At 66.6% G+C, this 16,903-nt stretch carries 16 protein-coding genes; 10 read left to right on the top strand and 6 right to left on the bottom strand.

All coding sequences use genetic code 11. The annotated features are described in order from the left end of the window. The first annotated feature begins 171 nt into the window (after positions 1-171). From ET475_RS04400 to pcaC, 3 genes are read left to right on the top strand one after another with little or no spacing between them, the layout of a single operon-like run. Complete coding sequence (locus ET475_RS04400; protein ID WP_242497760.1) at positions 172-1,515, top strand: lyase family protein; 1,344 nt, start codon at positions 172-174, stop codon at positions 1,513-1,515. Further along, positions 1,512-2,291 (top strand): alpha/beta fold hydrolase, encoded by a 780-nt coding sequence (locus ET475_RS04395; protein WP_129386388.1) that lies wholly within the window; start codon positions 1,512-1,514, stop codon positions 2,289-2,291. The genes ET475_RS04400 and ET475_RS04395 overlap by 4 nt, the downstream gene beginning before the upstream one ends. Then, positions 2,288-2,674 carry a 4-carboxymuconolactone decarboxylase gene (pcaC, locus tag ET475_RS04390; RefSeq protein ID WP_129386386.1) on the top strand — a complete coding sequence of 129 codons (387 nt, stop codon included), beginning with the start codon at positions 2,288-2,290 and terminating at the stop codon, positions 2,672-2,674. The genes ET475_RS04395 and pcaC overlap by 4 nt, the downstream gene beginning before the upstream one ends. A 6-nt stretch (positions 2,675-2,680) precedes the next feature. On the opposite strand, the gene ET475_RS04385 is transcribed toward pcaC, so the two are convergent. Beyond that, the gene (locus ET475_RS04385; protein WP_129386384.1) at positions 2,681-3,904 is read right to left on the bottom strand and encodes a cobalamin-independent methionine synthase II family protein; all 1,224 of its coding nucleotides are present in this window, start codon (positions 3,902-3,904) and stop codon (positions 2,681-2,683) included. A 120-nt stretch (positions 3,905-4,024) separates the two neighbouring features. After that, positions 4,025-4,762, bottom strand: a complete 738-nt coding sequence (locus ET475_RS17770) for a hypothetical protein (RefSeq protein WP_165310742.1) — start codon at positions 4,760-4,762, stop codon at positions 4,025-4,027. 84 nt (positions 4,763-4,846) lie between these two features. On the opposite strand from ET475_RS17770, the gene ET475_RS17765 reads away from it, so the two are divergent. From ET475_RS17765 to aroQ, 7 genes are all read left to right on the top strand, one after another. Beyond that, positions 4,847-6,421 (top strand): bifunctional shikimate kinase/3-dehydroquinate synthase, encoded by a 1,575-nt coding sequence (locus ET475_RS17765; RefSeq protein WP_165310740.1) that lies wholly within the window; start codon positions 4,847-4,849, stop codon positions 6,419-6,421. 198 nt (positions 6,422-6,619) lie between these two features. Next, complete coding sequence (locus tag ET475_RS04375) at positions 6,620-7,783, top strand: ABC transporter substrate-binding protein (RefSeq protein ID WP_165310738.1); 1,164 nt, start codon at positions 6,620-6,622, stop codon at positions 7,781-7,783. A gap of 107 nt (positions 7,784-7,890) precedes the next feature. Further along, positions 7,891-8,760, top strand: coding sequence for a branched-chain amino acid ABC transporter permease (locus ET475_RS04370; protein ID WP_129386378.1), 870 nt, complete (start codon positions 7,891-7,893; stop codon positions 8,758-8,760). Further along, the gene (locus ET475_RS04365; protein WP_129386376.1) at positions 8,757-10,619 is read left to right on the top strand and encodes a branched-chain amino acid ABC transporter ATP-binding protein/permease; all 1,863 of its coding nucleotides are present in this window, start codon (positions 8,757-8,759) and stop codon (positions 10,617-10,619) included. The genes ET475_RS04370 and ET475_RS04365 overlap by 4 nt, the downstream gene beginning before the upstream one ends. Further along, the gene (locus tag ET475_RS04360; RefSeq protein ID WP_129386374.1) at positions 10,616-11,380 is read left to right on the top strand and encodes an ABC transporter ATP-binding protein; all 765 of its coding nucleotides are present in this window, start codon (positions 10,616-10,618) and stop codon (positions 11,378-11,380) included. Before ET475_RS04365 ends, ET475_RS04360 begins: the two co-directional genes overlap by 4 nt. 12 nt (positions 11,381-11,392) lie before the next feature. Further along, entirely contained in the window at positions 11,393-12,295 is a 903-nt protein-coding gene (locus tag ET475_RS04355) for a shikimate dehydrogenase (protein ID WP_129386371.1), read from the top strand. Beyond that, a complete protein-coding gene (gene aroQ, locus ET475_RS04350; RefSeq protein WP_340638601.1) occupies positions 12,276-12,758 on the top strand; it encodes a type II 3-dehydroquinate dehydratase in 483 nt (160 codons plus the stop codon). The genes ET475_RS04355 and aroQ overlap by 20 nt, the downstream gene beginning before the upstream one ends. 5 nt (positions 12,759-12,763) lie before the next feature. Here the strand turns inward: aroQ and ET475_RS04345 are convergent, their stop codons facing one another. The 4 genes from ET475_RS04345 to ET475_RS04330 are packed head-to-tail and all read right to left on the bottom strand — an operon-like array spanning position 12,764 to position 16,750. Further along, positions 12,764-13,792, bottom strand: coding sequence for a Gfo/Idh/MocA family protein (locus ET475_RS04345; RefSeq protein WP_129386369.1), 1,029 nt, complete (start codon positions 13,790-13,792; stop codon positions 12,764-12,766). Beyond that, positions 13,789-15,414, bottom strand: coding sequence for an FAD-dependent oxidoreductase (locus ET475_RS04340; RefSeq protein ID WP_129386367.1), 1,626 nt, complete (start codon positions 15,412-15,414; stop codon positions 13,789-13,791). The genes ET475_RS04345 and ET475_RS04340 overlap by 4 nt, the downstream gene beginning before the upstream one ends. Continuing rightward, a complete protein-coding gene (locus ET475_RS04335) occupies positions 15,411-16,460 on the bottom strand; it encodes an alcohol dehydrogenase catalytic domain-containing protein (protein WP_129386365.1) in 1,050 nt (349 codons plus the stop codon). The genes ET475_RS04340 and ET475_RS04335 overlap by 4 nt, the downstream gene beginning before the upstream one ends. Continuing rightward, a complete protein-coding gene (locus ET475_RS04330) occupies positions 16,457-16,750 on the bottom strand; it encodes a YciI family protein (RefSeq protein WP_129386363.1) in 294 nt (97 codons plus the stop codon). The genes ET475_RS04335 and ET475_RS04330 overlap by 4 nt, the downstream gene beginning before the upstream one ends. Between the last annotated feature and the right edge of the window lie 153 nt (positions 16,751-16,903).

Genomic DNA, 16,903 nt, shown 5'->3' with positions numbered 1-16,903 from the left:
GTCACAGTGCGAGTGGCTTTACCGGAGGCATCCCGCATCTTGTGTGACACCCACCGCTGCCGTGTCACAGAACCGGCGACCTCACGCGGGGTATCCCGCATCTTGTGTGACACCCACCGCTGCCCACCCCGCGCAGCGGGTCGCGGCTACGCTCACACTGGAGGTGTTGCGGTGACGGCGATCGATGAAGGCCTGTGTTCCCCGGTGACGGTCGGTCACGACGCGGCGGTGGCGGATGCCGCGCTGCTCGACGCTCTCGTGACGACCGAGGTCGCGCTGGCCCGCGCCTGGGCCTCGCGCGGCGTCGCCCCGCAGTCCGCCGCCGAGGAGATATCGGCCGCGCTTGGCTGGCCGCAGACCGGACCGCACGTGCACGGCCTCACCGTTCAGACGCTGGCTGCGGCATCCCGCACCGGCGGCAACCCCGTGATCCCGCTGGTCGCGCAGCTGAAGAACCGCGTGCCGGCCGACGCACGCGTGTGGATCCACCGCGGCGCCACCAGCCAAGACATCCTCGACACCGCCCTGATGCTCATCGCGCAGAACGCCGTCGCCGAGATCCGGGGCTTCCTCGACGCCACTGTCGCCGCACTCGGCACACTCGCCGGCGCGCACCGCGACGAGGTCGCCGCGGCCCGCACCCTCACCCAGCACGCCGTGCCCACCACCGTCGGCGCGCGGGCGGCCGGGTGGCTGCGCGGCGTGCGGCGGGCACGAACACGGGTGAGCGAACTGCAGTTCCCCGCTCAGCTGGGCGGGGCTGGTGGCACGCTCGCGTCGTTCGTTGAGATCGGGGGAGGGGATGCCGCAGCCGCACTTCCGGCGGCGCTGGCGATCGAACTCGGCCTGGACGCGCCGGATGCCCCGTGGCACGTGACCCGGTGGCCGGTGACCGAACTCGCCGACGCTCTCGTGCAGGTGGTGGATGCGCTGGGCAAACTGGCGACCGATGTGGCGACGTTGAGCCGCACCGAGATCGGCGAGCTGGCCGAGGGCTCGGGCGGGGGATCGTCGGCGATGCCGCAGAAGCAGAACCCGGTGGAATCGGTGCTCATCCGCTCGGCTGCACTGCGCGCGCCTCAGTTGGGCGCGACCCTGCATCTGGCCTCGGCGCTTGCGGCCGACGAGCGCCCCGACGGGGCCTGGCACGCCGAGTGGCCCACCCTGCGCGAACTGCTGCGGCTCGCGCTCGGCGCGTCGGCGCATGCCGCCGCGCTGGTGAGCGGACTGCGTGTCGACGCCGTCGCCGTCGCCCGCAACCTCGCACTCACCCGGGGACTGATCGTGGCCGAGCGACTCTCGCTCGTGCTCAGCCCGATCATCGGCAAAGACCGTGTCGCCGAGATCGTTTCGGCGGCCGCTACCGGTGACGACCTCGCCATCCTCGTGCGGCAGGCTATGCCGGCGGCATCCGCCCTCGACGTCGACCGCCTGCTCGACCCCGCCGCATACACCGGGCTGGCCGCGCCGCTGGTCGACGACGCCATCGAGCCCACCACTCAGGAGGAAGAATGACAGTCCCCTCGCTCGCCGTCACCGAACCCGTCGGCCCCGACGGTGCGCCGCTTCTGCTGCTGGGCCCGTCATTGGGCACCTCGACGATCCTCTGGGAAGAGGTCGTGCCGCACCTGGCCGAGTCGTGGCGGGTGGCCGCGTGGGACCTTCCGGGTCACGGCGTCTCGCCGAAGGCGACCGCCGCGTTCTCGGTCGCCGACCTGGCCGACGGTGTCGCCGACATCGCGGGCCGGCTGGGGGCGACACGCCTCGCATACGCCGGAGTGTCGCTGGGCGGCGCAGTCGGGCTCGAGCTCGTGCTGCGGCATCCCGACCTCGTGGGCGCCGCCGCGATCATCTGCTCGGGCGCCAAGATCCTCAGCCCGATCGACTGGCACGACCGCGCCGCGCACGTGCGCGCGCAGAGCACGTCGTCGCTCGTCGTGCCGTCGGCGCAGCGCTGGTTCGCGCCCGAGTCGTTGGCCAAGCACCCGGTCATCACCGGGCGCCTGCTGCACGCCCTGCAAGACGCTGACGACGAGAGCTACGCGCTGTGCTGCGAGGCGTTGGCCGACTATGACGTGCGCGATCGCCTCGGCGAGATCACCGCGCCGGTGTTGGCGATCTGGGGCCGCCACGACCTGGTGTGTCCCGAGGCGTCTGCCGTCGAGATCGCCCGCGGCGTGCAGAACGGTGACGCTCAGGAGGTTCCGGATGCCGCGCACTTGGCGCCCGCCGAAGACCCTGAGCTGACCACCCGACTGTTGCGCGACTTCTTCGCGGGGAGCATCCGATGAGCGGCCGTTCGAGTGACCAGGAGCGCTTCGAGGCGGGCATGATCGTGCGCCGCGAGGTGCTCTCCGATGCGCACGTGGATGCCGCGAATGAGAAGATCACCGAGCTGACCGCCGACTTCCAGGACTTCATCACGCGCACGGCGTGGGGCGACGTGTGGTCGCGGCCGGGCCTTGACCGCCGTTCGCGCTCGATCGCCGTGATCACCTCGCTGATCGCGCACGGCCATCACGAGGAGTTGGCCATGCACCTGCGCGCGGGGCTGCGCAACGGGCTGACCGTCGACGAGATCAAAGAAGTGATTCTGCAGTCGGCGATCTACTCCGGCGTGCCCGCCGCCAACACGGCCTTCCGCATCGCGCAGCAGGTCTTCACCGAGGCCTGAGCCCGATCAGCCCGCTCGGCGCGCGCCCTCGCCGAGCGCGGCCAGCTTCGCCCACGCAATGTCGGGGTGCACGCGTCCGCCCAGGCCGCAGTCGGTCGAGGCGATGACGCGCTCCGGCCCCACGATCGAGACGAATCGGCCGATGCGCTCGGCCACCAGGTCGGGGTGCTCGACGACGTTCGTCGCGTGGCTGACGACACCGGGAACCAGCACGAGATCAGCCGGCACCGCGGCATCCCGCCACACCGCCCACTCATGCTCGTGGCGCACGTTTCCGGCCTCGAACGATATCGAGCCGACGTTGGCCTGCAGCACGACAGGCAGAATGTGGCGCAGCTCGATGTCGGTGGTGTGCGGTCCGTGCCACGAGCCCCAGCACAGGTGCAGGCGCACCTGCTCTTTCGGCAGCCCATCGATCGCCCGGTTGAGGGCGTCGATGCGGATCTTCGTGAACGCCTGGTAGTCCTCCACCGAGGGCTCGGGGTTGATCTGATCCCAGTTCTCGGCCAGTGACGGGTCGTCGATCTGCAACACCAGCCCGGCGTCGGTGATCGCCCTGTACTCCTCGCGCAGCGCGTCGGCCCACGCGTCGATGTGCTCCTGCTCGCTTGCGTAGAAGGTGTTCACGACCCGGGCGGCGCTGCCCGGCGAGATCGCCGTGAGGAAGCCCTGCTCGCCAGGCTGCAGGGCGGCCTTCAGATGACGGATGTCGCTGGCCACGGCATCCTGTCCGCGATACGAGATCGCGCCCGTCGTGGTCGGGAACGCCGTCGCTATGCGTCCGGCCGGCACCGTCTCGGCGTCGCGGTAGACAGCGGGGAAGAGTTGCCGGTCGCGGCGGTCGATGAACGAGGTGAGCCGGATCTTGCCGGGCTCGGAGCGCACCGCGCGTGCTCCGGCCAGGTCGGAGCCGGCCTCGGGGGCCGCGGTGATCGGGTTCACGTCGGTCAGCGAGAGGCCGTTCACGCGCTGGAACGAGTACGACCACCAGGCGCCGTAGTCGACCGCGCTCGACATCGCCTTGCCGAACTCGCCGTCGCCGACGAGCGTGATCCCCGCCTCGCGCTGTCGGCGCACGACATCGGCCACCGCGGCGGTGACGAGTTCGTCGAACTCGGGCGTCGTGTTCAGTGTGAATCCGTCGTCGGCGAGCTCGCGCGCGCCGTTCGCGTCGATGAGAGCCTGGGTGCGGGGAAGGCTTCCCGCTGTGGTCGTGGCGATGTGTGCCATGGTGCGCCTTTCGTCGTCGATCGGGCCGTCGCTCGCGAGCCTATCCGGCGCGGCGAGGCGAGCGGTCGAGGATGACATCGCGTGACGATGGGATGCCGCTGTGGGCGGTCTGGGTCGCGGCTATCTTTGCGCGTGCCCGACCGGCAACGCGAGAAAGCGCATCGCCCGCTGGATGAGCAGGTCATCGGCGAGCATGCGCCGGGGGTCCATCGACGGCACGAACTCAGCCGACGGCATCCACCGGCCGAGCGCACCGCTGGCGGAGGAGTCCGGGTGATCGATGATCAAGACCGGGATGCTGATCCGAGAGATGTCCCCCTGTACGGCATCTGTGGGGCGCAGGGTCTCGATCTCTGCATGGGTGCACGTCACGCCGATGCTGACTTCGGCGTCGGTCATCTCGAGCGGAGTCGCCTCTGCGGGCGCCAGGCGGCCCTGATCGTCGAGGACGACGCCCGCCGGTCGCCAGAGCACGACACGGCGCACGCGTGCGTCGTTGAGGGCAAGCAGAAGGGCTGGTCCGGCTCCGGTCCCTTCGGCTGCCACGTCGATGCCAGTGGCGGGCCACGCGTCCAGGGCTGCGGCCAGCGACTGGGCGAGCGCGAGATCGGGATCATGTCCGAGAGCATGTGCGGAGTCGATGGTGCGCAGGTAATGTTCCTCGACCGAGGCCGACGAACGCCCTCCGGTGTGCAGGGCCGCGGCGAACTGCCGCCAGACGTGAGCGGTTTCGATCAGAAACCCATGATGCAGAAGAACTGGGGGCTCGTCTGCATCACCCGGTTCGACGTGCAGACGCGCCGGGCGCAGATGCGAGAGGGTCGGCGACCACGGCCGCGGCGTGCCGGTGCTCACCATCGCAGTCCCCTATCATGGAGTCGGTCACGGGAGGCCTGGGGCCGCCTCGGAAGGATTTCGCCTCAGAGACGAAGATACGCCCTTATGGTAGTTCTGATCGGTTTCATGGGTGCCGGCAAGTCCACGGTCGGCCGCATCGTCGCCGACCTGTTGGGAGCCCCTTTCGTCGACAGCGACGTCTTGATCGAGCGGCGCGAGGGGCGCTCGATACGGGAGATGTTCGATCTGCATGGCGAGCCGTATTTTCGGCAGATCGAACGCGCGGTGGTCGCCGAGCTGTTGGAGGATCGCACCGCCGTCGTCGCGCTCGGTGGCGGAGCTGCACTCGATCCTGAGATCGGCAGGATGCTCTCTTCGCACACCGTCGTGTATCTCCAGGTGCCGTATGAGCAGGCGATGGAGCGGATCAACGGCGACGCTTTCCGCCCGCTCCTGCAGACATCCGGCGTGCGCAAGGTCTACGAACGGCGGCTTCCGGTGTATGACGCCCTCGCAACGATGCGCATCGACACTGATGGCCGCCGGGCTGACGATGTCGCCGTGGAGATCCTACGTGCTCTGGTGCCTCCGCCCGCGTTGCCTGGCGCGTCGAGTCGACTGATCACGACCGTCGGCGGGACGTACTTCGCGCACGCGGGGCCGCGACTGACGCACGTGGCGAGCGACTTGATTCCCGCGGCAGACACGGCTGAGCACGTCGTGATCATCTCCACCGCCTCCGACAGCGTGGTGACGGATGCCGTGGCCGCACAGTTCTCCGACGAGCGCGTCGTGCGGGTCATGATGGATGATCACGAATCCAGTAAGACGTTCGGGGTGATCGCACGCATCGCCGAGCAGATGGCGACGCGTGCGGTCCATCGCAGCGACATCGTGGTCGGGGTCGGGGGCGAAGTCATCTGCGACGTCGCGGGCCTGGTCGCGTCGTTGTTCAACCGGGGAATGCCCCTCGCCCTCATCCCCACTACCCTCGTCGCCCAGGCAGACTCCGCGCTCGGTGGAAAGAACGCGATAAGCCTGCCGCAGGGGCGCAACCTCATCGGCACCATCCATCAGCCGATCGCTGTGATCGCCGACACCGCCGTCGCCGCGCAGGCGGGGCAGCGCGGATATAGTGCTGGCCTCGCCGAAATCGCCAAGCACGCGTTGCTCGGCGGCCGGTCGGCGGTCGCACGCGTCCTGGCGCTGGCCGCGGGACTGCGAGGTCGAGAACCCGATGCCGTGTATGAGGCGGTGTGCGCCAGTCAGGAGTTCAAGGCTGCGATCGTCTGCCGTGATGAGCGCGAGAACGGGGAACGCGCCTTCTTGAACTACGGGCACACGTTCGGGCATGCGATCGAATGGCTCACGGGCCTGGATGCGAGCGAAGACGGCACACCCGTCGCGGTCGGCATGATGGCAGCCGCACACCTCGCCCACGTTCAAGGCAGACTCACCCGCGAAGACGTCGAGGTCCATCGACGGCTTTTGGACGCCCTGGGTCTTACCACCCGAGCCACGGTCGACCTCGATCGCCTGCAGGGCGCCTTCATGCGCGATAAGAAGTATGACCACGGCGTGCGGTTGATCCTGCTGGACGGCATCGGCCAGCCCGTCAGCGGTCGTACTGCGACAGCCGATGAGTTGTCTGTGGCGCTGCACGCGCTCGCCCGCGACTGACTGGTGTGTTCGCAACGCAGACCCGTCAGTCGAGCGCAAGCACACTGTGTATACGAACGCGTGATCAATAGCTCTTGACGGATAATCATGCCCGCTTTATGTTCAATAAGAGAACGCCCGTTCGCAGAGCGGGCACTCCTTGAACGAGGCGGTGCGGGTCAGCAACGAGGCCGCCTCCCCGACACGAAGAGGTGCGACATGGTTCAACGTCGAATCAGGACAGCGGCGCTGTTCGCCGGCGCGGCAGCGCTGGGAATGCTGTTGGCAGGGTGCTCGGCGCCTGGAGCGAACAAGGGCGCGAACGCCACCGACTCGAGCGGTCCGATCAAGATCGCAATCGTCGATGCGCAGAGCGGCCAGCTCAGCTCGCTGGGCGATTGGGAGGCCAAGGGAGCCAAGATGGCCTTCGACGAGCAGAACGCCGCCGGCGGCATCGATGGTCGCAAGATCGTCTACACCGTCTACGACGACCAGGGTGATCCGACCACGAGCACGAACCTCGCCAACAAGCTCGCCAGCGATGGGAACATCGCGATGATCGGAACGGCCGAGAGCGCCGACTCGTTGGCGATGGCGCCGATCATGGCTCAGAACAAGATTCCGATGATCACGTCGGGTCAGTCGCCCAAACTCGGCGAATTGCACAACTCGTTCGTCTTCTTGAACAGTCCATCCAGCACGGCCTACGACGAGACGCTCGCGAAGTACCTCGTCAACGACAAGGGCTACACATCGATCGCGATGATCAGCAACAACGGGGCGTACGGAGCCGGTGAGCGCGATGCGTTCAAGGCATCTCTGAAAGACCTCAGCGTGTCACCGGCGGCTGACCAGGTCGTCACGCCCGACCAGAAGGACTTCAGCTCTGCGTTGACGCAGATCCGCGGAAAGAACCCGAAGGTGCTGTTCATCGGCGCCGAAGAGGTCGAAACTGGTTTGATCGTGAAGCAGGCACGTCAGCTCGGCATCGACGCCGTCATCGCCGGCGGTGCTCCGGCAGGAACACCCGTGTACGTCAAGACGGCGGGTATAGACAACGCCGAGGGCACCATCGTGAGCACGCCGTACCTCGGCAACGACACGAACGACCAGACCAAGAAGTTCGCTGCCGACTACAAGGCGAAGTACAACGAGACAGGCGAGCTGCACGGCGCGAAGGCATACGACGGGGCGAAGATCCTCATCCAGGCCCTGCAGAATTCGAAGGTCGCCACCGGTCAAGCACTCAGCGACGCGATCCGCGCCGTGAAGTACGACGGCCTCGTCGGTCACTTCGACTTCGATGAGAACGGCATCGGCGTTCATGAGACGCAGATCGGCGAGATCGACCAAGACGGCAACCTCGTCGCGGCGAACGGCTGACCGCCTGTCCAGGTGGGGTGCACCGCTCGCGCACCCCACCTGACTCACTCATCCGCTCTCCTGTGCCAGGCACGAACTGTCGCGCAGGAAGAACCCTGGAGGTCATCATGCAGTTCGTACTGCAGACCCTTGTCGGAGGGATCGGGCTCGGGGCGATCTACGTCCTGGTCGCGCTCGGCTTCTCTCTGGTCTATCGCACGATGGGCCTGGTCAACTTCGCCCACGGCGACATCCTCATGGTCGGCGCGTATCTCGCGGCCACTTTCTTCATCTCGGCGAAGATGCCGTTCTGGGTGGCGATGATCATCGCGATCGTCGCGACCGCCGTCATCGGTCTCGTGATCGAGCGCATTCTGCGACCGCTCGAGAACAAGGACTTCGATCTGATGCTGATCGGCACGATCGGCTTCGGGATCATGCTCGAGGGCATCGCCATCCTCATCTGGGGGACCACCGGCGAAGCAGTGCCCACGCCCATCGGCGGTGCGCCCTTCGAGTTGTTCGGGATCTTCATCAAGCGCTACGAGCTCGTCGTCGTCGTCGTCGCGGCCTTGGCATCGCTCGTGCTCTGGCTGTTCCTGGACCGCACCAAGCAGGGCATCGCCATGCAAGCAGTCGCGATCAACCACGAAGAGGCCACTGCGCTGGGCATCAACGTCGGGCGTAGCAACGCCATCGCCTTCGCGATCGGTTCAGGGTTGGCGGCACTGGCGGGCGGTCTGGCCGGTCCGATCCTCTACGTGAGCCCGACGTTCGGATCGAGTCTGGGGATCATGGGGTTCTCGGCGGCGATCCTCGGCGGCTTCGGCAACATCAAGGGTGCGATCGTCGGCGGCCTGCTCTTCGGAATCCTGTACGCGTTCGCCTCCGGACTCTCGCAGGGGTATGCCGATCTTGTCGCCTTCGTCGTCTTCGCCCTGATCGTGATCGTCCGTCCCACCGGGATCTTCGGAGAAAGCACGGTGAACCGCGCATGATGCTCAAGAAAACGGCGGCGATCGGGCTGCCCCTTCTCGTTCTGTTCGTGCTGTCGCTGATCTTCCCCTACCTCGTGGATCCGTACACGATCCACGTGAGCAATGTCGCGATGGTGTTCGGTCTGCTGGCCATCGGCTTGTTCCTGTCGATGGGGATCGCCGGTCAGTTCGACCTCGCGCAGGTAGCATTCCTCGGTGTCGGCGCCTACACCGCGGCGATCCTCACGCTGCATCTCGGGTGGAATTTCTGGTTGGCGGCACTGGCAGGCGTGGTCATCTCGATCATCGTCTCGCTGTTCGTCGGCATCCCTGCGCTGCGCGTGCAGTCCCACTATCTCGCGATCGTGACCCTCGGACTCTCACTGGCTTTCACCAGCTTGGTGATCAACCTCCCGATCACGGGACAGGCAGAGGGACTCAGCGGCATCCCGTCTCCGGTCTTCTTCGGGGTCGACCTCGCCGACGACTATCTTTTCTACTACTTCGGACTCGCGATTCTCATCCTCGGCATCGCTTTTGCGGCGTTCATCGTCCACACGCGGCTGGGCCGGCGGATGCGAGCGATGCGCGACGATCATCTCGCTGCCGCCGCGATGGGAACCCGCGTACCGGTGCTGCGTATGATCGCATTCGCCTTCGGCGGCCTGTACGGTGGCGTGGCCGGCGGTCTGTATGCGGGGCTCATCCGCTTCGTCGCCCCCGAGTCGTTCAGTCTCGCCAACATGTTCCTGCTCCTGGCGATGGTGATCATCGGCGGACGGCATAGCTTGCCGGGAGTCGTCATCGGCGCGGTCGGGTTGATCTTCGTACGGTCGTGGCTCGCAGACTTCTCGATCTATGCGCAACTGGGCTACGGCGCGCTCGTGGTGATCTTCGTCGTCTTCCTGCCGACCGGTATCGCAGGCATCCCGGCTCGTCTCCACCAGCTGTGGAAGAGTCGTCGCCGGGCGAGCGACACCGCCGGTGGGATGGCTGTGGCCCCCTATGTGTCATATGCAGTGGATGCCCCGGATGCGGTGGCCCCGCCGCACGATGATGCTCCGGTGGTGCTCCAGGCGACCGATGTTGTGAAGTCGTTCAAGGGATTGAAGGCACTGGCCGGTGTCTCGTTGACGGTGCGCCGGGCAGAGATCCGGGGGCTTGTCGGGCCGAACGGGTCTGGTAAGACGACCCTGTTCAACGTGCTCAGCGGCATCCATCCGCCGACGTCGGGAACCGTCGAAGTGCTCGGCACCCGGTCGACGACCACACCCTCGTACCGGCTGTCGTTGCGCGGCGTCGCTCGTACGTTCCAGAATCTGCGCTTGTTCTCGCTGCTGTCGGTGCGTGAAAACGTCATGATGGGCGTGGACCGCACCAAGAGCCGGTGGAGTTGGCGGTACATCATCCGGCCGATCTCGGTGCTGCGCGCCGACGGTCGCATGCGACGAGAGGCCGATGAGATCCTCGAGCGGTACGGTCTGCTCTCCCTCGCCGACGCCGTGCCCTCCGAGCTGTCATACGGAGCCCAGCGTCGGGTGGAGATCGCCCGGGCAATGGCGACCAAGCCGAAGTTGCTGTTGCTCGACGAGCCCGCCGCAGGCTTGAACGGTGACGAGGTCAATCAGCTCAAGGCGATCGTCAACGACATCCGCGCGACGGGGGTCACCGTCATCATCATCGAACACAACATGGGACTGGTCATGTCGATGTGCGACCGAGTAACGGTGCTGTCGACCGGGAAAGTCATCGCCGACGGCCTGCCAGAGGATGTCGGGCAGTCGCCCGAGGTCATCGAGGCCTACCTGGGCGACGACGCGAAGCTGGAGAAGGAAATGCTCGACGCGACGAACGATCAGACGGAAGGAACGGGCCGATGAGCGACGCATACACGGCGGCGCACCGCCTGACTTCGACATCGGGGCATGCACCCGCCAAGCTCGTCGCCGAGGGGCTGTACGTCAACTACGGCGGGGTCGCCGCGGTGCGAGGCGTGAGCTTCACGGTCGAGATCGGCCAGGCCGTGGGGATCATCGGAGCGAATGGCGCCGGCAAGACGTCGACGCTGAAGGCCGTTCTCGGCCTCGTGAACCGACGAGCCGACAAGCTCGCCTACGGGAACGTCGATCTCACCCGCACTCACGCGCGCAAGATCGTTCGGGAGGGAATCGGGTACGTCCCCGAGGGGCGCCACGTGTTCGGTGGGCTCACAGTCGAGAAGAATCTCCTGCTCGGCGCCTACATCCAGCGCTGGAACGCCGAGACGCGCGCCCAGCTGTCGGAGGTCTACGAGATCTTCCCGGTGCTTGCGGAGATGCGCACGCGGCTTGCCGGGGCGCTCTCCGGCGGCCAGCAGCAGATGCTCGCGATCGGTCGCGCGCTCATGTCGAAGCCGCGCCTGCTGGTTCTCGATGAACCGTCGATGGGACTCTCCCCGAAACTCGTCGACGAGGTGCTCGCGGTCGTACAGCGACTGAACGCTGCCGAGATGGGCATCCTCCTCGTCGAGCAGAACGCGAAATTGACGTTCGAAGCGACCACGTACTGCTACGTGATGGAGAACGGCAGGATCGAGATCGAGGGATCCGCCGACGACCTTCGCGCCGATCCCCGCGTGCGCAAGATCTACCTCGGCATCTGACGGGAGACACGGATGACGCAGGCACAGGCTAGTGCTCGGGACGATCGATTCCTGGTCGGACTGATCGGGAGGGGCATCGGGCCGTCTCTGTCCCCACCGTTGCATACCGCGGAAGCAACCGCGCTGGGGCTCGACTACCGCTACGTGCTCCATGACCTCGCTGAGCTCGACCTGCCGCCGGAGAGTGTGGGTGACATCCTCGACCGGCTGCGCGATGCCGGATACTCGGCTGTCAACATCACCTATCCGTGCAAGCAGCTTGTGATGGCCCATCTCGATGAGATCGACCGCGACGCGGCGCGCTTGGGCGCGGTCAACCTCGTGGTGATCCGCGACGGTCGTTTTGTCGGATACAACACCGACTGGGTGGGGTTCCGTGACGGCGTCCGCAATGGACTGCCGGGGGCATCGCTCAACGACGTCGTCCAGTTCGGTGGCGGCGGGGCGGGGTCGGCGTCCGCCTACGCTCTGCTTTCGCTCGGAACGAAGCGCCTGACAGTTGCCGACATCGAGCCGTTGCGCGTGGAGGATCTTTGCGCCCGACTGCGTGCCGCGTTCCCCGAAGCGCACGTGGCCTCGGCCAGCACCGCGGAGGCAGGGGAAGCGCTGGCGCGTGCCGACGGAGCGGTGAACGCGACGCCGTTGGGAATGGCCGAGCATCCCGGGGTCGCCTTCGACGTTGCGGCACTCAAGGACAGCGCGTGGGTCGCCGACGTCGTGTATTTCCCCATCGATACCGAACTGCTGCAGGCGGCACGACGCCGCGGCCTGGAGACGCTCGACGGTGGGCGCATGAACGTCGGGCAGGCAGTCGAGGGCATCCGGCTCATCACCGGCGTCCGCCCCGACGCTGAGCGCATGCGTGCGCACTTCCTCGAGCTGATCGACTCTCGCCGTGGTACGCCCGTCGGATGAACAGCTGAACGACAAGGAGACAGCAGTGGCCAGGATCATGATCATCAACGGGCCGAACATCAATCTGCTCGGCTTGCGCGAACCGCACCTGTACGGCACCGACAATATCGAAGACGTCAAGCGGCTGTGCGACTCAGTCGCCGAGGAACTCGGACTGCAGATCGAGTTCCACCAGAGCAATCACGAGGGCGAGATCGTCGACCTTATCCAGAGGGCGCGCACTGAGGCAGATGGCATAGTGATCAACCCCGCTGGCTACACCTCGACATCGATAGCGATCCTCGACACGCTGTTGGCCGCTGAATTACCAGTGGTCGAGGTGCACGTCACGAACATCCACCGCCGCGAGCAGTTTCGCCAGCATTCCTATGTCTCGCACGCTGCGTCCGCCGTCGTCATGGGCGCAGGCATCCAAGGGTACGAGTTCGCTCTGCGGCGATTGGCGACGTTGACCGCTGCCTGACGACATCAGACGGCGATCACGGCGCCCGTCGTCGCCGAACGCATCACAGCCTCGACCACCTCGAGGTCGCGCGCACCCTCAGCGGCACTTACCAGCGGCTGCACGTCGCCCGTGACGACCTCGCCGAGATGGCGCAGCTGCGCCGCGTACGGATCATCACGCGGCACGTTCTGGCGGATGACGTGCTGCGGCATCGTCCAGCTCGGCGCACCGTCGTGCTCCCACAACTGGAGCGTCGGCAGCGTCAGCGAAGCCGACTCGCCGCCGATCCGATGCGACTCGACGTCACGCATAGGGAACCTGGACGAGTCCCCGGCGGTGAGGTCCCAGCTCCACGGCGCCGCTACCGCATCCGATATGGCCAGGCTCCCGAGCGCGCCACCATCGAACGACATGATGACAGCGCCGGTGTCTTCCACCTCGAAGCTCCGTGCGGCAGACGATGCGAACGCCGAAACCGAGGTCACCTCTCCAATCAGATGTCGAAGCAGATCGATCTCATGGATGAGATTGATGAGGAATGGTCCGCCCGTGCCGCGCTCGCGACGCCACGCGATGTCGAAGTAGTCGGGGGGCTTGCGCATGAAAGCTGTCGCGCTCACGCCCACGATGCGCCCGAGGCGTCCGGAGTCGATGATCTCTTTTGCCCGCCGGACCACGGGATGGTAGCGCCGATGGTGCCCCACAAGCACCGGAACGCGGGCTGCTGCTGCGGCATCCACGAGAACGCGCGCTTGCATCGAGGTGGTGGCGATTGGCTTCTCGACCAGCAGTGGAAGACCGGCCGCTATCACGTCGAGTCCGACCGGCACGTGCAGGTCGTTGGGGGTGGCCACGATCACGGCGTCGAGGCCGCCGGCGGCCAGTAGATCGCGGTGATCTCGGTGGTGAGTCGCGCCGAAGTCCGTGGCAAGTTCTGCGCCCGATGAGAACGGGTCGGCGACCGAGGTGAGTTCGAAGCCTTCGGTCGAGGCTATCGCCTGGGCGTGGGTGCGTCCGATGACGCCGGCGCCGATGAGCCCGATGCGCATCATGAGTCACCGTCACGGGATGCCGCGGCGGCACCGACGACGTAGGCACGCGTGATCGCCGACCCGATCGTTGCTCCGCCGCCCGGGTAGGTGTTGCGGAATACGCTGGCGCTGGCGTTGCCGGCCGCATATAGCCCCGGCAGTGGCGCATCGTCCCATCCGAGCACTCGGCCATGGAAGTCCGTGCGCAGGCCTCCCGAGGTACCGAGAACACCCGGGTACACCCGGACGGCGGCGAAGGGGGCGGTGTCCAACGGTGCGAGACACGGGTTCGGACTGTGTGTCGAGTCGCCGAGGAATCGGTCCTCTGCGCTGTCGCCACGCCCGAAGCGCGTGTCGTGCCCGGCGGCTGCGTCGACGTTGAAGAGATCGACCGTGGCGCTCAGCCCAGCCGCGTCGATGCCGCAGGCGGTCGCCAGCTCGGAGATCGAGTCGGCTGTCACAGCCCAGTCGGGTACCGATCCGGGTCCTGAACCGGCGATCGGATATTTCTGTGCGAACGTCCGGTCGAATACCAGCCATGCCGGGATGTTGCGAGGCCGCCCGGTCTTCGGATCGGTGTCGCCGAACATGCGGCAGGTGTCCTGGTAGGCGAGGGCCTCGTTGACGAACCTCTCGCCGGCGGCGTTGACGACGATCGACCCGGGCAGGGTCATCTCGACGTTGCCCATCCGGCCCGAGGGCTTTCCGTCGTAGAACTGCGTCGGTGGCGCGATGACGGGGACTCCCCAGATGGCCGTCATGTCCGCCACTGCGGCCCCGGCGGCCATCGCCATCTCGAGCCCATCGCCCTCATTGGAGGGAGCGCTGATCGGTGTGATCTCGAAGGCGAGAAACGCGTCGCGCAGGCGCGGGTTCCATTCGAAGCCCCCGGTGGCCACGACGACGCTGCGGGCGCCGACGGCGACGTCGTCGAACTGCACATCCCATCCGTCGTCATTCCTGCGTCGCAACGAGGTGGCACGGGCATTGGCGACGATCGGAATGCCCCGGTCGAGCGCTGAGCCGACGAGTGCGCCCACGAGGGCGCCGCCCATCGTGCGCACCCCGCGCGCGGCCCGGTCCGCGAGCAGTGCGGGGTCGGGTGCGCGGCCGTCGAGATCGTCGCGTTCGGCCATCGAGAGCAAAGGAAAGTATGACGACGGTCGTAAGCGCGCGGCAAGGCCCGGTAAATCGGCAGGGTCGAACGCGTCGTTGTCGAGGCTGCGCCCGCCCTGCGCCGCTCCCGGCCACTCGCCCCGATAATCGGGTCTGGCCAGCGGCGTCAGCCGCACGCGGGTGCGCGTGAGAAGGTAGTCGACCGCCTCGGCGGCCGTCTTCACGTACCAGGTGATCGCTCGGTCATCCATCACATGGCCGGATGCCGCCGACAGATATGCCGCCGCGCGATCTGCAGAATCGGTGAACCCGTGCTGTTCCGCCAACGACGTCGCCGGAGCCCACATCACTCCGCCTCCGGCGCTGGTGGTGCCGCCGAGCAGTTGTGCCTTCTCCGCGACGCAGACCGCGGCACCGGCATCGGCGGCACGCAGGGCGGCGACGAGCCCGGCCGCGCCCGAGCCGAGGACGAGAACATCGACAGATACCGGCAGATGATCGGTCCCGGTGGTGATCGCGACGTTCATGACACCTCCAAGGAACCGGATACGTGGATCACGATCTTGCCGGTGGGCACCGTGTGATCGGCCATCGTGCGCAAGGCTTCGCCCAGTTCGGTGAAGGCGAAGCGGTGAGTGATGAGTGCGGATGCCGCCGCGGGATGCCGGTGGAGAAGCGAGAGTGCCTCGGGGATCAGACCGCGACTGTTCCGGCTGCCGTGAAGTTCGATCTCTTTGTCGGTGAGATCCTTCACAGCGATCGTGGCTGAGCCCGTCGAGATTCCGACCTGCACGATGCGGCCGGCCGGTGCGATCGTGCGGATGGCGTTCATCAATGATGTCGGGGCACCGGTCGCCTCGATGATGATTCGCGGACCCATGCCTTCGGTCAGCGCCGCCAGTACCTCGTGCTGCTTTGGGTCGGGAAAGGTCGTTCCGACCACGAATGTGTGCGTAGCGCCGAGGCGCCGGGCCAGCGCGGTGCGTTGCTCGTCGATGTCGGCGGCGACCACCGTCGCGCCGCGGTCGACGAGTGCGAGAGAACTGAGCAGACCGATCGGGCCGCAGCCGAGCACGAGAGCAACATCGCCGGCGCGGGGCTCGGCCCGCGTCACCGCCTCCAACGCTATTGACGTGGGTTCGGCCAGCGCTGCGGCATCGTCGTCCATCTCGTGCGGCACGCGATGCAACCGGGGGGTCGGGACGTTGAGCACCTCGGCGAGACCACCGTCGGTGTAGCAGCCCAGCACTGACAGCTTCGGGCACACGTTGGCATGGCCCGCGCGACAGACCGCGCACTGTCCGCACGCGATGAGCGGATCCACTACGACGCGGTCACCTGCGACGAGGTTTCCGTCGGGGTCTGCCTCAAAGACCGCGCCGCAGATCTCGTGGCCTTGCACGATCGGCAGGTCACTCGGGTAGTCATCGTCGAAGATGTGCAGGTCAGTGCCGCACAGGCTGACCGAGGCGACCCGCACAAGGCAGTGCCCTGGTGACCGCGATGGAGTCGCCACCTTCTCGAACGACAGCGTCTGCTTCGCTGTCGTTCGCGCGACCAGCATCGTGTTCATCGGTCCGAGCGGCGAGGGTCGAAGAACACCTTCCACTCCGCGATCTCACGGGTGGCGATGAGCTCATTGACGAAGAACGGATCCTCGCTCATCCGTTCTTGGAGGGCGGTGCGGTCGGTGTCCTCCAAGACCAGGACGGCACGAGGCGGCTCGGCGTCCAGCGGCCCACTCATATAAAGCACGCCCGCGTCGTGTAATCGGCGCAGGAATGCGACATGGGCGGGTCGATGCTGAGCACGACGCTCATCGCTGTCGTCGGCGTAGTGATAGGTGACGACGAATGTCGGCATGGGATGGGCCTCCTGGTGTGGGTGAGGGCGCCAGACGGCGGCTGCCGCAGCGAGTGTGCCGCCCCCTCTTCAGTATTGATCCAAACTGTGTACACAGAACGACTGAATTCAGCATTGATCTTGTTGTTTACGTACTAGATCGTTGCTAACCTT

It is taken from the genome of Microbacterium protaetiae (assembly GCF_004135285.1).
Classification (GTDB): Bacteria; Actinomycetota; Actinomycetes; order Actinomycetales; family Microbacteriaceae; genus Microbacterium; species Microbacterium protaetiae.
The sequence above is the reverse complement of the archived record's forward strand: the minus strand, read 5'-3'. Positions and strand labels throughout refer to the sequence as shown.

Bases quoted from the DNA above. Each gene is read 5' to 3' on its own strand.
- ET475_RS04345 (WP_129386369.1), bottom strand. From the start codon at position 13,792: ATGATGCGCATCGGGCTCATCGGCGCCGGCGTCATCGGACGCACCCAC.
- ET475_RS04395 (WP_129386388.1), top strand. From the start codon at position 1,512: ATGACAGTCCCCTCGCTCGCCGTCACCGAACCCGTCGGCCCCGACGGT.
- ET475_RS04365 (WP_129386376.1), top strand. From the start codon at position 8,757: ATGATGCTCAAGAAAACGGCGGCGATCGGGCTGCCCCTTCTCGTTCTG.
- ET475_RS04340 (WP_129386367.1), bottom strand. From the start codon at position 15,414: ATGAACGTCGCGATCACCACCGGGACCGATCATCTGCCGGTATCTGTC.
- pcaC (WP_129386386.1), top strand. From the start codon at position 2,288: ATGAGCGGCCGTTCGAGTGACCAGGAGCGCTTCGAGGCGGGCATGATC.
- ET475_RS04370 (WP_129386378.1), top strand. From the start codon at position 7,891: ATGCAGTTCGTACTGCAGACCCTTGTCGGAGGGATCGGGCTCGGGGCG.
- ET475_RS04360 (WP_129386374.1), top strand. From the start codon at position 10,616: ATGAGCGACGCATACACGGCGGCGCACCGCCTGACTTCGACATCGGGG.
- ET475_RS04330 (WP_129386363.1), bottom strand. From the start codon at position 16,750: ATGCCGACATTCGTCGTCACCTATCACTACGCCGACGACAGCGATGAG.
- ET475_RS17770 (WP_165310742.1), bottom strand. From the start codon at position 4,762: ATGGTGAGCACCGGCACGCCGCGGCCGTGGTCGCCGACCCTCTCGCAT.
- ET475_RS17765 (WP_165310740.1), top strand. From the start codon at position 4,847: ATGGTAGTTCTGATCGGTTTCATGGGTGCCGGCAAGTCCACGGTCGGC.
- ET475_RS04375 (WP_165310738.1), top strand. From the start codon at position 6,620: ATGGTTCAACGTCGAATCAGGACAGCGGCGCTGTTCGCCGGCGCGGCA.
- ET475_RS04355 (WP_129386371.1), top strand. From the start codon at position 11,393: ATGACGCAGGCACAGGCTAGTGCTCGGGACGATCGATTCCTGGTCGGA.
- ET475_RS04335 (WP_129386365.1), bottom strand. From the start codon at position 16,460: ATGAACACGATGCTGGTCGCGCGAACGACAGCGAAGCAGACGCTGTCG.
- ET475_RS04385 (WP_129386384.1), bottom strand. From the start codon at position 3,904: ATGGCACACATCGCCACGACCACAGCGGGAAGCCTTCCCCGCACCCAG.